Source organism: Afipia massiliensis (assembly GCF_001006325.2).
Taxonomy (GTDB): Bacteria; Pseudomonadota; Alphaproteobacteria; order Rhizobiales; family Xanthobacteraceae; genus Afipia; species Afipia massiliensis_A.
Map to the genome: position 1 here is coordinate 3720772 of NZ_LBIA02000001.1, position 14284 is coordinate 3735055.

Genomic DNA, 14284 nt, shown 5'->3' on the forward strand with positions numbered 1-14284 from the left:
TTCCAATCTTGCAAGGCCTGCCCGGAGGCGGGTGGAAATGCCTTCACCGTCCCGTCATGGTACGGGGCGAGTCGACGAAGCAAATAACGTGAGAAGTCATAGACGATTGGCGGTGCGAGGCCAATGTCGAGGCAGGTGTTATTCTCAGGCGCGGACCCGGACATAGCTTCCCGGCGCGTCTTCGAGCGCTTCCAAGGGCCCGGAGCCGGGGATGCGCGCGGGCACCTGTTCGGCGTCGATCGACTCGACCCATGAGCGCCAGTCAGGCCACCACGACCCCTTGTGCTCCTGCGCATCCTTGACCCAGTCGGCGAGTGTGACGTCGCCGATGCGGTCATTGGTCCAGTACTGGTACTTTTCCAGCTCCGGCGGATTGACCACGCCTGCAATGTGGCCCGATCCGGCCAGCACATATTTGACCGGACCGCCGAAGAACTGCGAGCCATAGAGCACGGATTCCGCTGGCGCGATGTGATCTTCCTTGGTGGCGAGATTGTAGATCGGCACTTTCACCTTGGAGAGATCGAGTTGGGTGTTGTCGATGGCCATGGTGCCAGTGGACAGCCGGTTCTCGAGATAGCAGTTGCGCAGGTAATAGGAATGGTTTGCCGCCGGCATGCGGGTGGCGTCCGAATTCCAGTGCAGCAGGTCGAATGCCGCCGGCTCCTTGCCCTTGAGATAATTGCTGACGACGTACGACCAGATCAGGTCGTTTGAACGCAGCATGTTGAAGGCCATCGCCATCTTGCTGCCTTCGAGCACGCCGGTTTGTTTCATGTCGCGTTCGAGATTCGAAATCTGGCTCTCGTCGACAAACACGAGCAGATCGCCGGCATGGGTGAAATCGACCTGTGCAGCGAGGAACGTCGCCGAGGTCACACGGACCTGGCGCTTTTCCGCGAGCCACGCCAGCGTCGTCGCCAGCAGCGTGCCGCCCACGCAGTAGCCTATGGTGTGGACGCGCATCTCGCCCGTGGCCTTTTCGATGACGTCCATCGCCGTCAGCGGGCCTTCGCGCATGTAATCTTCGAAGGTCTTGCCGCCGAGCGTCTTGTCGGGGTTGACCCATGAGATCAGGAACACCGTGATGCCCTGATTGACGCACCACTGGACGAATGACTTCTGCCTGTTGAGATCGAGAATGTAGAACTTGTTGATCCACGGCGGCACGACCAGCAATGGCGTGCGCAGGACGGTTTCCGTCGCCGGCGAATATTGAATGAGCTGCATGATCTCGTTCTGGTAGATGACCTTGCCCGGTGTCAGCGCGACATCGCGACCGACTTCGAGGTTGCCTGCGGACTGACGGATCTTGAGCGTGCCGTGTCCGGCCTCGATGTCTTCCGCAAGCATCGTCATGCCGCGGACAAGGTTATCGGCATTGCTTGCCAGCGTTTGCCGAAGAACTTCCGGATTGGTCAGCACGAAGTTGGACGGCGAAATCGCGTTGGTGACCTGCTGAACGTAGAACTCCGCTTTCTTGCGGGTATGCGGATCGAGGCCGTCGGCATTCTTGACGAGGTCGTTCGCGCACTGCGTGGTGAGCAGATAGGCCTGCATCATGAAATCAAAAAACTGATTGGTCTTCCATTCAGGATCATGGAAACGCTTGTCGCGCGGCGACGGTTCGGCCGCGGGTGTCGTTGCCTCGCCCGACAGACGGCGCGCGGCGCTGGTCAGCAAGTCCAGATAGGCCTTGCCGAACTTCATCTGCACGTCGGCGGCACGATCCTTGTCGGAAAGCCAGTACTCGGCGACCGACGTAAACGTCTTCACCACTTCGTTGAGTTCGCCGGGTGGCCGGCCCTTTTCCTCACCGTTTTCACGCGGCTTCAGATAGGCGGAGAGGGCGCGACCGCTTGATTCAAGTGCGCGCGCAAGATTTGCCGAGAACGCCTCCGGATCGAAGCTTTTCGTGGAGCCGTTCTCGCCGGTCTTGGTGCTTAGCAGGGTGTCACTCATCGCTTACTTCTGAACTTTCGTTTCGATCAGCCACGAACCTTGTGAGTTCGCACGATCATCATGGCATAGTTCGGATCGGCTTGCTGATTTGCATGTGCTGCGTTGCGGCATGATTAATACTTCGGTCACATTAGAGCCTCATGAACACTGTCTGCTCAGCGGCAATGATTATCCGGGGTTAACGCTCTCCGCCGATGATAAGTTCGCATCGCCTGCCCATCCACAGAGCAGGAATCGTGCCGATCGAAACCAGAGGACGTAAATATTTCCGTGCGACGCCAAATGCAGCGGGTTCGGCAGTCGCCGGCTTGGGCCGGCTTGCTGCTGCTTGGCCTTGCGCTCGGCGGTTGCGCGTCCACGATCGCTGACGCACCCTTGGTCGGGCTGCCTGCAAATACGCCAGCGCGGCCTGCAACCCCGGCAGAGTATCTGTCCGTCCATGACCTGCCGGCGCCCCGTCAGGAAACGGTGCTGGATCAGGCCCAGCAGGACAAGCTGGAGAAGGATTTGCTCGCGGCCCGCGATCGGCAGGCCTCCGGCGCAAAGGCCGCCCAGCGCCGCACCAACTGAGATTTACGCTTCGCCGCAACCCCCGGTGGTGCTAAAAAGACCACGATTCAATCGCAAAAATGCAAATTCTGGTGCGGGTCCTCCCGCATTGCGTCCGAATCCGCGTAATATGCTGAAATTCCGCACCTTCTAACCACCGTGCCGAATTCCACTTCGGTGCAAAACACGTTACTGATCTCGTCTGTTACCGCCGGTTTTACCGGCCTTCGGAGCCCGACCCATGGAAGAGTTTTACCGTATCCGCCGTCTGCCGCCTTACGTGTTCGAGCAAGTCAATCGGGCCAAGGCGGCCGCGCGGAACGCCGGGGCCGACATCATCGATCTCGGGATGGGAAATCCGGACCTGCCGACACCGCCGCATGTGATCGAAAAGCTTAAAGAGACACTCGGCAAGCCGCGGACCGACCGGTATTCGGCATCGAAGGGTATTACAGGCCTGCGTCGTGCGCAGGCTGCCTATTACGAGCGCCGTTTCGGCGTGAAACTCAATCCGGAAACCCAGGTCGTTGCGACACTCGGTTCCAAGGAAGGCTTCGCCAACGTTGCGCAGGCGATCACGTCGCCCGGTGACGTGGTGCTGGTGCCGAACCCAAGCTATCCGATCCACGCCTTCGGCTTCCTGATGGCGGGCGGTGTGGTTCGCTCTGTTCCTGCCGAGCCGACTCCAGAACTGTTCAGCGCGCTCGAGAAGGCGATCATCCACTCGATCCCCAAGCCGATTGCGATGATCGCGTGTTATCCGTCGAACCCGACGGCTTATGTCGCCTCACTTGATTTCTACAAGGACCTCGTCGCGTTCGCGAAGAAGCACGAGATATTCATTCTGTCCGATCTGGCCTATGCGGAGCTTTATTTCGACGGCGTGCCGCCGCCATCCGTTTTGCAGGTGCCGGGTGCAATCGATGTCACGGTCGAATTCACGTCGATGTCGAAGACGTTCTCGATGGCCGGCTGGCGCATGGGCTTTGCGGTGGGCAATGAGCGGATCATCGCTGCGCTGACCCGCGTCAAATCATACCTCGACTACGGTGCGTTCACACCGGTTCAGGTCGCAGCCACGGCTGCGCTGAATGGTCCGCAGGATTGCATCAAGGAAATGCGTGACACCTACCGCAAGCGCCGCGACGTGCTGGTGGAAACCTTTGGCCGCGCGGGCTGGGATATTCCGCCGCCGGCTGCGTCAATGTTCGCCTGGGCGCCGTTGCCGGAGAAGTTTCGCGAAGTCGGCAGCATGCAGTTCGCCACACTCATGGTGGAAAAATCCGGTGTCGTTGTGTCGCCCGGCGTCGCCTTCGGCGAGCATGGCGAGGGCTATGTCCGCATCGCGATGGTGGAAAACGAGCAGCGCATTCGCCAGGCCGCCCGCAATATCCGGCGCTTCCTTGAAACTGGCGTTGAATCGTTGCACAACGTGGTTCCGCTCGCCAATCGGCGGTAATTTTTCCGGCAGGTTTTCAGCACAATGGTCGCACCACTCAAGGTGGGTATCGCGGGCCTCGGCACCGTGGGTGCCGAGGTAGTCCGCCTGATCGAAAGTCAGAGCAGGGTCTTGTCGGCGCGGTGTGGCCGTGGCGTCCGGGTTGTCGCAGTGTCAGCGCGTTCAAAAGCCAAGAAGCGCGGGCTCAATCTGCGCGGCCTCGAGTGGGCGAAGAACCCGCTGGCGCTCGCCAACGATCCGAAGATCGACTGCTTCGTCGAACTGATGGGCGGTTCCGGTGAACCGGCGTTGTCGGCGATCGAAGCGGCTCTGCGGAACGGCAAATCGGTGGTCACCGCGAACAAGGCGCTGATCGCCAAGCACGGTTCTCGCTTGGCTGCGCTGGCCGAAAAACACGGCGGTGCACTGAACTACGAAGCGGCGGTGGGGGCAGCGATCCCCGTCATCAAGACGCTGCGCGAAGGTCTCGCCGGCACCGACATTCATCGCGTCTACGGCATTCTCAACGGCACCTGCAACTACATCCTGACCCGGATGGAGCGCGAGGGATTGTCGTTCGCGGAATGCCTCAAGGATGCGCAGCGGCTCGGCTATGCCGAGGCCAATCCGTCTTTCGACGTCGATGGACATGACACCGCGCAGAAGCTCGCCATTCTCGCGAGCCTTGCGTTCGGCACCAAAGTCAATCAGAGCGCGGTTTACGTCGAAGGCATTTCATCGATTGCGCCGGAAGATTTGCGCGCAGCCGAGGAACTTGGCTATCGCGTCAAACTGCTTGGCGTCGCGGTGCGGACCGAGTCCGGTATCGAACAGCGCGTGCATCCGACCATGGTGCCGAAGTCATCCTCGATTGCGCAGGTTATGGACGTGACCAATGCGGTCACCATCGACGGCGAGGGATTTCCGCCGATCACGCTGGTCGGTCCCGGCGCTGGCGGTGCCGCGACCGCTTCGGCGGTGCTCGCCGACATCGCGGATGTCGCACGTGGTATTCGTGCTGCGCCGTTCGGACGGCCGACTGCGAAGCTGAAAACCACAACCAAGGCGCCGATGAAGCGTCATGAAGGCGGCTACTATATTCGCCTGATGGCGCGCGACCTTGCTGGAACGGCTGCGACCATCGCGACGCGTCTCGCCGAGCAGAAAATTTCCATTGAATCGATCGTGCAGCGTCATCCTGATGGCACAGTCGAACCGACAAATACGCGCGGCAAACCATCGCCGGTGCCTGTCATCCTCATTACCTACGCCACCACTGAGGATGCGGTGCGCCGTGCCCTGCATGCCGTCCAGCAAGATCGGGTGATAACCGGCCGTCCGCAGGTCATCCGCATCGAAAAGAACTGATAGGGTCCGGTCAGCCGGGTCCGTCGCCACGTTGTTGTCTTGGGAGTTAGCCTATGTCCGTTACGATTTCCGTTCCGCCGCAGCTTCTGCTGGAACGCATTCTCACACTCGAAATCGTGCGCGTGACTGAGCGTGCCGCCGTATCCGCTGCGCGCCTCCGGGGCCACGGCAACGAGAAAGCCGCCGACCAGGCGGCGGTGGACGCCATGCGGCGCGAGCTCAACAAGATTCCAATTCAGGGCACCGTCGTGATCGGCGAAGGCGAACGCGACGAAGCGCCGATGCTGTTCATCGGTGAAAAGGTCGGCTCGGATGCCGGTCCGGAAGTCGATATCGCGGTCGATCCGCTCGAAGGCACCACGCTGTGCGCCAAGAACATGCCGGGCGCGATTGCGACCATGGCGATGGCGGAAGGCGGCACGCTGCTGAATGCCCCGGACGTCTATATGCAGAAGATCGCCATCGGTCCCGGCTACCCGAAGCATGTTGTGGAACTGGATGCATCGCCTGCCGAAAACATTCGTCGCCTTGCACGCGCCAAGGACGTGCATCCGTCAGCGATCACGGCGCTTGTGCTTGATCGTCCGCGCCACGCTGACATCATCAACGCGATCCGCAGCACAGGCGCGGCTGTGCGCCTGATCACCGACGGCGACGTTGCGGGCGTGATCCATACCGCAGACCCGGACAACACCGGCGTCGACATCTACATGGGCACCGGTGGCGCGCCGGAAGGCGTGCTGGCTGCGGCCGCGCTGCGCTGCATCGGCGGCCAAATGCAGTGTCGTCTCATTCTCGATACTGACGAGAAGCGCGAGCGCGCTCTGAAGATGGGTGTGACCGACCCCAAGATGATCTACGGCATCGAGGACATGGCGCGCGGCGATTGCCTGTTCGCGGCGACCGGTGTGACTGACGGCTCGCTGCTGTCCGGCGTCAAATTCCGCAAGAACGTCATCGAAACCGAGACCGTCGTGATGCGCTCGGTCACCGGCACCGTTCGCATCATCAAGGGCGAACATCGCCAGTTCGAGAAATTCCACCTCGATTGAGCAGGGCATAATCCATGACTGACCGCGTTGTCATCCGGCCTCTTCGCGTGGATGAGCGCGAAGCGTGGGAGCCTTTGTGGGCCGGCTATCTCAAGTTCTACAAAGCCACCGTTCCGGCTGAGACGACTGCCGTGACGTGGCAGCGCTTTCACGACGATGCGGAGCCGATGTACGTGCTCGGTGCATTCGTCGATGAAAAGCTGACCGGTATTGTCCATTTCCTTTACCACCGCTCATGCTGGACGGTCGGCAACTATTGCTATCTGCAGGATCTGTTCGTGAACGCAGGTGCGCGCGGGCATGGCGTGGGCCGCAAGCTGATCGAGGCCGTCTATGAGAAGGCCAAGGCCGCCGGTGCGAGCAGGGTGCACTGGCTGACGCAGTTCGAAAACGCGCGCGCACAGATTCTGTATGACGAAGTCGCCGATCGGTCGGGCTTCATGCAATACCGCAAGATTCTCTGAGGAGTTCGATGTCCGAGATCAAGGCGCTGGTGTTCGATGTCTTCGGGACCGTGGTCGATTGGCGAACCAGCCTGATCGATAATTTCATCGCATGGGGCAAGGCGAAGGGCATCAAGGGCGACTGGACCGCGCTGGTCGATGGGTGGCGTGGCGCGTATATGCCGTCGATGGACGAGGTTCGCAAACATCCGGAGCGGGGCTTCGTGATCCTCGACGACCTGCAGCGGCAGTCGATCGAGCCGCTCACCGCAAAACTCGGCATCACCGGTCTGACGCCGGCCGATTTCGATTATCTCACCCGAGGCTGGCACAGCCTCAATCCCTGGCCGGACAGTGTCAGCGGCCTGACACGGCTGAAGACAAAGTTCATCATCAGTCCGCTGTCCAACGGCAACGTCGCGCTTCTGACCAACATGGCGAAGCATGCCGGCCTGCCGTGGGATCTGGTGCTGAGCGCCGAGATTTTCCGCCATTACAAGCCTGATCCCGAAGCCTATCTGGGCGCAGCGAAGATTCTCGGTCTTGCGCCGGCGCAGGTGATGATGGTCGCCGCTCACAATAACGATCTGGCGGCGGCGCAGGCGCTCGGCCTGAAGACGGCTTTTGTGCCGCGCATCACGGAGTATGGTCCGTTTCAGAACCGTGATTTCAAGGCCGAGGGAAACTGGGATTTCGTCGTCAAGGATTTCAACGACCTCGCCGACAAGCTCGGCTGCTAAGCTCGTCGCGGCGAATCATTGAACGTTGACGCTTCGTGCTTACCTGCGGAAGGCATCATGACGCTCCCTGCATCCGCATTGCCTGCTGAGTCGGTCCCGGCCTTCCTTGGCGTGACCCGGTCCGCGACCGGCCGCGTGTGGCGCGACCGGCTGGATCCGCGCGGCGCGGCGAGGGCGCTTGCCATCGCGCAGCGTTATCAGGTGCCCGAAATGCTGGCGCGGATCATTGCTGGCCGTGGCATTGACATCGATGCCGTCGATGATTTCCTCGATCCGACCATTCGTAAACTGATGCCCGACCCTTTGACGGTGACGGAAATGGAAGCCGCTGCGAAACGCATTGCCGATGCGGCGGCGCGCGGCGAGAAGGTTGCGATCTTCGGTGACTATGACGTGGACGGTGCGACCTCGGCGGCGCTGCTGACCTGGCATTTGCGTCATTGCGGGCTCGATCCGCTGATCCATATTCCCGACCGCATCTTCGAAGGCTACGGCCCCAATGTCGAAGCGGTGCGAGGGCTTGCCAACAAGGGCGCGACGCTGCTGGTCACGGTCGATTGCGGCACCACAAGCATCGAGCCGCTTGCGGAAGCCAAGCGCCTCGGCATGGACGTGGTCGTGATCGATCATCACCAGTGCGGTGATGAACTTCCCGTGGTGGATGCGCTGGTCAATCCGAACCGGCTCGACGATCTATCGGGCCTTGGGCATCTCGCCGCTGTCGGTCTTGTGTTCGTTACGCTGGTGGCTGTGAACCGCGAGTTGCGCGCCCGTAATTTCTGGAGCGATGTGCGGCCCGAACCAAATCTGCTTGATGCGCTCCACCATGTCGCACTCGGCACCGTCGCCGACGTCGCTTCTCTGACCGGACTCAATCGCGCTTTCGTCGCCAAGGGATTGATCGCGCTGCGACGCCGGGATCACGTCGGCCACACCGCGTTGATGGATGTCTCCCGGCTCAGCGGCCCGCCTGAGGCTTGGCATCTCGGATTCATGCTGGGTCCACGCATCAATGCGGGCGGCCGTATCGGACGCGCCGACCTGGGCGTGCGATTGCTGCTCGAAGGCGATATCTCGGAAGCTGCCCGGATCGCTGCTGAACTGGATCGTCTCAACACTGAGCGCCGCGTGATCGAGCAGATGGCGGAAGCGCAGGCCGAGGCGGAAGCGCTGGCGTCGCTCGGACTCGACGACAAGGGCTCTGTGATCGTTACGGCTTCCGAGGGCTGGCACCCGGGCGTGGTCGGTCTTGTGGCGTCACGGCTCAAGGAGAAGTTTTCGCGACCAGCTTTTGCCATTGCGCTGGAACCCGGCGGCATCGGCACAGGCTCGGGCCGCTCCATTCCGGGCGTCGATCTTGGCAAGGTGGTGCGCGAGGCGGTGAATGAAGGAATTCTGCTGAAGGGCGGCGGGCATGCGATGGCCGCGGGCGTGACGCTGAAGAAGGAGAACCTCGCGGAGTTTCGGGCGTTTGTCGAAACAGCGCTGGCCGCGACCGTTGCCGACGCGCGGCATGCGAATGAGCTGTTCATCGACGGTGCCGTCAGCGCGCGCGCGGTGACCACTGATTTCGTCAACACCATGAACCGCGCCGGACCGTATGGCGCAGGCAATCCCGAACCGCTGATCGCGTTGCCGTCACACCAACTGGTTTTCGCGGATGAAGTGGGACAGGCGCATCTGCGTCTGCGATTCAAGTCCGGCGACGGTTCTTTCGTCAATGGCATCGCGTTCCGTTCGATCGGTCAGAAACTCGGCAATGCGCTGATCGAAAATCGCGGACAGATGTTGCATGTCGCGGGATCGCTCACGGTCGATCGCTGGCAGGGCTCCGAGCGCGTGCAGATGCGTGTGACGGATGTGGCCGTGCCTGATCTGGGGCCTAGCGTTATTCGCTAGGCCTCATTCCTGAGCGCGCAACGCACCTCTGGATGACGATCTCGGTGATGGGACATGCGCACAATCTCTGCGCGTCGTCCCCGCGCAGGCGGGACCCATACTCCCTGAGTTCTCGATTTGAGGGAGATGCTGGAGCGATCTTCTCGCCATCATCACATCGTTTAGTGGTTATGGGTCCCCGCCTGCGCGGGGACGACGAATGAATGTGACGTGACAGCGTGTGTCACTTCGACTTCCAGATTCAATTTTCAAACAGCCACTACATTCACGCACGCGCCATCGTTCTCGCGCCACGCGCGAGGTGAACTCTGAGTCTCGCCCTCAAACAATGAGGGGCATGGAGCGCCGCGAGGCGCAAATGTAGTGTCTCGCTTCCTTTGCGAGGAAGCGCATCGCCTTGCGGCGCTCCATCAGCGGCGATTTTGGGCGAGGGGAGCGTTCTTCCGGGACAGGACAAGCGCTTTCACGCCCCGATCCGGCGGCTTTCGCCGCGTTCATCCTGTCCGCGTCCAGCCACTGAAGGCAGAGCCACGTAGTTGGCCCGGTCGCTGACCCCAGCCTCCCGGACGCATGGTTGCGAACCATGCGCGCAGGCGCCGTATCCTGCTCCGCTCTCTGACGCCTCTAGAAAGCGCCCCTCACGAACAGGACGCGCTGAATTTAAGGGAGGTTCAGCGCATGGGGATTGCTATCCCCATCACGAAATGTTGCAGAAATGCGTGGCTTTCTGCCCTGTCATTCCGGGCTCGCGCGAAAACGCGCGCCCCGGAATGACGGGTGGAAAAATCTCCATCCAGATCATTTTGCTGGCGTTGTTTGGAATCCCCCCACGTCGTCCCGGCGAAGGCCGGGACCCATACGCCCAAGATTCTCGATTGAGGAAGATGTTGGAGCGATCTTATCGCCACCACCACGATGTTCGGTGGTTATGGGTCCCCGCCTGCGCGGGGACGACATCGTATATATGGCGCAATCCCAGTTAAACTCGTCGTCTGCAACTCGCAGTCTTTATGAGCAAAGCGGGCTGACGGCAGCTACGATCCTTGCCGCAGCCGCGCCAGCACCTTCAATCCGGCATAACCGTCAGCGGGCAGCAGTCCTGCCTTGGTCTGGAAATCTTTCACTGCCTGCATGGTGTCGTTGCCGACGCGGCCATCGGTGCCGCCGGTGTCGAACCCCGCCTTGGTGAGGCGCGTCTGGACTTCCTGGATTTCGGCCAGCGTGAGCGCGCGTTCCGATCCGGGGAAGGGCTGGACGAATGGTCCGCCGCCCTGAATGCGATCGCCGAGATGCACGATGGCGAGCGCGTAGTTCATCGACGGATTGTAGCTCTTCACGGCGTAAAAATTCGGTCCCAGCAGGAACGATGGTCCGCCCTGCACGGGCACCCAGAGCTGTGCAGAATCGTTGGGGCGCGGAAACGGCTGGCCGTCCGCGCGGGTGACGCCGGAGGCAGCCCACTTGGCGTAGGACTGGCTGCCGCTCTTGGGCGCGGTCGCGCCCTTCACCTCATAACCCCAATGCTCGCCGCGACGATACTTGCCGCGGTTGACGAGGTAGCGCGCGCTGGAGCCCAGCGCGTCATCGGGGCGGCCGAACGGCGAGACGCGGCCGTCGCCGTCGTAGTCGAAGCCGACATTGAGCCAGACTTCCGGCATCCACTGGGTGTGGCCCATCGCGCCGGCCCATGAGCCGCGCATTTCCTCGGGCGTGCTCCAATGCTTGTCGACAATGCGCAGCGCGTTGATGAGTTCGGTTTCCCAGTAGGCCTTGCGGCGGGGCTCGTTCCACGCCAGCGCCGCCAGCGAGGGAAACACTGGCCGCATATGGTTCTGCTGCACCAGCGGGTCGCCGTACGCTGTCTCGACGCCCCACAGCGCGAGCAGCGTGCCGCGCTCGACGCCGAAATCCTTTTCGATCCGCGCAAACAGCGCACTGTATTTCTGAAGCGCCACCTTGCCTGCGGCCAGACGCCAGTCCGAGACGCGGCGGTTGATGTATTGCCAGAGTTGCTCGTTGAACTCAGGCTGCTTGCGCATCTTCTGGAACACGCTCATGTCCGGTTCGATGCGGCTCAGCACGCGAATGTAGGTGCCCTCGGAAATCCCGCGCGCGAGGGCGCGGGCGCGAAATCCTTCGCGCCATTGATCGAAGCCGGGAGGGCTCGCGAGCGCGCGAAGCGGATTGGCCATCAGCGCGCCTGCACCAATCGCAGTGCCAAGCAGCGTTCGTCGCGTGAGGAAGGTCGGATTCCGAGAATCTCTGTGTGTCATGCGGTCAGTCTAGCGTGGCTTTGCAGAATGGGCCAAAGGCCAATCTGCCGCGGATTCTGTCTGGCATGATCCCTCGGGTCAGGCCCGAGGGCATGCTTGTCTGAGAACCGGTTCCCATTTCGGGATCATGCCGTCTAGCGGCCTCCGCCTTCCGTAACAGCATTCGGCGGGAGATCCGCACGCGGTTGGGCATGCGCCATCGCAGGCGCTTCCGGAGGCGGCTGGATGTATTCCCGGCCACGGCCGCCGACGAGGCGTTCATAGGACGAGATCAGGGTGACGTAGGGATTGACCCAGAGCCAGCCGTCACGTGTGAACACCTGGACGTCGAAATGCAGATGGTTTGTCGTTCCGCCGGGGCGATCCTGAAAATTCGAAACCACACCGATCCGCTCGCCCTCGGTCACGCGCCGTCCATAGATCACGCCGTCGGCGTCGAGGCGCGCCGGGTTCATGTGCATGTAGCGGAAGCGGACGTGCTCGTTTCGTGTATTCACCAGCAGGAACGCGGCCTGTTGCTTCGGCGACCTGATCAGAACGCCTTCCCGGACCGCGACAACCGGAAAAAGATCGGGGATGCAGCGATCCGCGCCATCGTTGCGCAGGTGACATGTCGAGGGGCGGATATCCTGACCCTGATGCCCCATTCCGTTGGCGCACTGTCCGACCTCGAAGTCGCGTGTCTCGCAGAAGTTGTCCTGCCAGGGGTAGCTGTAGTTCTCCTTGGCCGATTCATCGAACACCAACTGCTTGTCATTGCGCTTGCAGCGATACGGATCGCCCTTGGTCGGCGCAAATGAGACCCGCCCCGTGAGGTTGCAGTCACCCCAGTTCAGGAACGACTGCGAGTTGGCGAATGCCGGAGCTTTCTCGATCGGAAAGCGGATCTGCGAGTAGACCGTGAAGTCCTGGTGGCCGCCTTGCCCGCGATAGCCGCTGTTGGCGATGATCTCGCCCGGCGGGCGATAGGTGAAGTCAGCGTCGTATGCGATCGGCCGCTCAGAGGCGTAGGAAGCGATGTTGTAACGGGGATCGCGCGGGGTGCCGCCCGCGATGCGCAGGGCCTTGATAAACCGCTCGGCGACGGGCGACGCTTCACGGCAGGAGAGACGCTTGCTGCGCGCGACGCTGTCGAGGCACTGGATCGAAACGACATAAGGAACGCCGAACCGTGTGAACGCGTAGCGTACATACCCCTCGCGGATCACCCGGCGCAGGTTTGGAAATTGCGTCGCCAGCGATTTGACCGGCTCGCCCTTGCCGGCGAGCGGATCCCTGATGTCGTAGATCAGCAGTGACGCGGTGATCTGGACTTCAACGGGTTGCGAATAGACCCGCGACGGCATGTTGCCGTCGGCGCCATGGTCGAGCAGGAAGACCGCGTCGTAGCCGGACGGCCCGGCCTCGAACATGCTGGCGGCGCGGAAGCCGGCCTGATAGCGCGGGATCAGAAGATTGACCGCCCCGCTCCGGCGATCGGCGAGATACAGGGCGCCGTCGAACGGCAACAACACCGGAACCGGACTGAGTTCGATGCCGGAAAAGATCGGCGACGTGACGGTGTTGATCTGCGAGACCGCCGTGATGCGCCGTGCGCTGAACTGACGTGACGGGCGGCGTCCGCCGGTGAAACTGAAATTATCGACGGCAAGCGGCTGCGAGTCGATTTCGGTCTTGAGCTGGTTGACGGCAGCAGACCAGTCCGGCCTGACGAGCGATATCGATGGCGTTCTGAATTCGCCGGCTCGGGCAGGTTGCGCGAGCAGGCCAAAGGAGAGCGAGGTAACGGAGAGCGAGGCAAGGTACAGAAAACAGCACCAGAAATTCCCCGATGCCGTCCTTCTGTTGTTCACTGCCCGCGCCGTCGTCACTACGTCCTCACGGGATCTGCGCTCAGTCTTTCGCGCGCTCGACGTAGGAGCCGTCTTCGGTCATCACGACGATGCGCGTGCCGGTGCCGATGTGCGGCGGGACCAGCGTGCGGACGCCGTTCGACAGCATTGCAGGCTTGTAGGATGACGACGCCGTCTGTCCCTTGGTCACCGGCTCGGTATCGACCACTTCCAGCGTGGTGCGCTGGGGCAGGGTGATCGCGACCGCGATGTTGTCGTGGATCGACAGCTTCACGGTCATGTTTTCCTGCAGGTAAGGAGCCTGCGTGCCGACCACATCCTTGGGCACCAGGAGTTGGTCGTAATTCTCGTTGTTCATGAAATGGAAGCCGTCGCCGTCTTCGTACAGATAGTTGTAGTCGCGATCCTCGACGAACGCGCGCTCGACCTGATCGGTCGTCTTGTAGCGTTCGGAGACCTTGGTGCCGTCGCTGATTCGGCGCATTTCGATCTGGCTGACCGGAGTTCCCTTGCCGGGGTGGATGTTCTCCGCAGTCAGAACGACATATAGCTTGCCGTCCTGCTCAATGATGTTGCCCTTGCGGATCGAACTGGCGATGACTTTCACAGATAGGTTTCCTAATGTTCAGGGCCGGTTGCGGTGCCGGGTCGGTGCTTCGAGGTCCGGCAAGGCGGTTTCGGGCCGCAACATACCGATTTGGAGCGCC

General features: G+C 61.6%; 11 protein-coding genes. 7 read left to right on the top strand and 4 right to left on the bottom strand.

Features of this window, described 5'->3' with window-relative positions:
* Nucleotides 1-144: 144 nt before the first annotated feature.
* Nucleotides 145-1962, bottom strand: coding sequence for a PHA/PHB synthase family protein (locus YH63_RS18010; protein WP_046826415.1), 1818 nt, complete (start codon nucleotides 1960-1962; stop codon nucleotides 145-147).
* Between the two features lie 282 nt (nucleotides 1963-2244).
* Here YH63_RS18010 and YH63_RS18015 point away from each other — a divergent pair, with 282 nt between their 5' ends.
* The 7 genes from YH63_RS18015 to recJ all read left to right on the top strand — a co-directional run bounded on the left by YH63_RS18015 (nucleotide 2245) and on the right by recJ (nucleotide 9451).
* A complete protein-coding gene (locus YH63_RS18015; protein WP_052753791.1) occupies nucleotides 2245-2532 on the top strand; it encodes a hypothetical protein in 288 nt (95 codons plus the stop codon).
* A gap of 220 nt (nucleotides 2533-2752) precedes the next feature.
* Entirely contained in the window at nucleotides 2753-3970 is a 1218-nt protein-coding gene (locus YH63_RS18020; protein ID WP_024919170.1) for an LL-diaminopimelate aminotransferase, read from the top strand.
* Nucleotides 3971-3994: 24 nt separating this feature from the next.
* The gene (locus tag YH63_RS18025; RefSeq protein WP_046826413.1) at nucleotides 3995-5317 is read left to right on the top strand and encodes a homoserine dehydrogenase; all 1323 of its coding nucleotides are present in this window, start codon (nucleotides 3995-3997) and stop codon (nucleotides 5315-5317) included.
* Between the two features lie 53 nt (nucleotides 5318-5370).
* Nucleotides 5371-6369 carry a class II fructose-bisphosphatase gene (gene glpX / locus YH63_RS18030; protein ID WP_046826412.1) on the top strand — a complete coding sequence of 333 codons (999 nt, stop codon included), beginning with the start codon at nucleotides 5371-5373 and terminating at the stop codon, nucleotides 6367-6369.
* A gap of 14 nt (nucleotides 6370-6383) precedes the next feature.
* A complete protein-coding gene (locus tag YH63_RS18035) occupies nucleotides 6384-6833 on the top strand; it encodes a GNAT family N-acetyltransferase (RefSeq protein WP_046826411.1) in 450 nt (149 codons plus the stop codon).
* An 8-nt stretch (nucleotides 6834-6841) separates the two neighbouring features.
* A complete protein-coding gene (locus YH63_RS18040) occupies nucleotides 6842-7552 on the top strand; it encodes a haloacid dehalogenase type II (protein WP_046826410.1) in 711 nt (236 codons plus the stop codon).
* Nucleotides 7553-7609: 57 nt separating this feature from the next.
* Nucleotides 7610-9451: a single-stranded-DNA-specific exonuclease RecJ gene (gene recJ / locus YH63_RS18045; protein ID WP_046826409.1), complete on the top strand. Its 1842-nt coding sequence runs from the start codon at nucleotides 7610-7612 to the stop codon at nucleotides 9449-9451.
* 1034 nt (nucleotides 9452-10485) lie between these two features.
* Here the strand turns inward: recJ and YH63_RS18050 are convergent.
* The 3 genes from YH63_RS18050 to efp form a co-directional block, all read right to left on the bottom strand.
* The gene (locus YH63_RS18050) at nucleotides 10486-11724 is read right to left on the bottom strand and encodes a lytic murein transglycosylase (RefSeq protein WP_046826408.1); all 1239 of its coding nucleotides are present in this window, start codon (nucleotides 11722-11724) and stop codon (nucleotides 10486-10488) included.
* A 134-nt stretch (nucleotides 11725-11858) separates the two neighbouring features.
* Nucleotides 11859-13577: a peptidoglycan DD-metalloendopeptidase family protein gene (locus YH63_RS18055; RefSeq protein WP_046826407.1), complete on the bottom strand. Its 1719-nt coding sequence runs from the start codon at nucleotides 13575-13577 to the stop codon at nucleotides 11859-11861.
* A gap of 40 nt (nucleotides 13578-13617) precedes the next feature.
* The gene (gene efp / locus YH63_RS18060) at nucleotides 13618-14184 is read right to left on the bottom strand and encodes an elongation factor P (protein WP_019197229.1); all 567 of its coding nucleotides are present in this window, start codon (nucleotides 14182-14184) and stop codon (nucleotides 13618-13620) included.
* Nucleotides 14185-14284 lie beyond the last annotated feature (100 nt).

Excerpts from the sequence above, each read along its gene's own strand:
- YH63_RS18010 (WP_046826415.1), bottom strand. The coding sequence starts at position 1,962 with ATGAGTGACACCCTGCTAAGCACCAAGACCGGCGAGAACGGCTCCACG.
- YH63_RS18015 (WP_052753791.1), top strand. The coding sequence starts at position 2,245 with ATGCAGCGGGTTCGGCAGTCGCCGGCTTGGGCCGGCTTGCTGCTGCTT.
- YH63_RS18020 (WP_024919170.1), top strand. The coding sequence starts at position 2,753 with ATGGAAGAGTTTTACCGTATCCGCCGTCTGCCGCCTTACGTGTTCGAG.
- YH63_RS18025 (WP_046826413.1), top strand. The coding sequence starts at position 3,995 with ATGGTCGCACCACTCAAGGTGGGTATCGCGGGCCTCGGCACCGTGGGT.
- glpX (WP_046826412.1), top strand. The coding sequence starts at position 5,371 with ATGTCCGTTACGATTTCCGTTCCGCCGCAGCTTCTGCTGGAACGCATT.
- YH63_RS18035 (WP_046826411.1), top strand. The coding sequence starts at position 6,384 with ATGACTGACCGCGTTGTCATCCGGCCTCTTCGCGTGGATGAGCGCGAA.
- YH63_RS18040 (WP_046826410.1), top strand. The coding sequence starts at position 6,842 with ATGTCCGAGATCAAGGCGCTGGTGTTCGATGTCTTCGGGACCGTGGTC.
- recJ (WP_046826409.1), top strand. The coding sequence starts at position 7,610 with ATGACGCTCCCTGCATCCGCATTGCCTGCTGAGTCGGTCCCGGCCTTC.
- YH63_RS18050 (WP_046826408.1), bottom strand. The coding sequence starts at position 11,724 with ATGACACACAGAGATTCTCGGAATCCGACCTTCCTCACGCGACGAACG.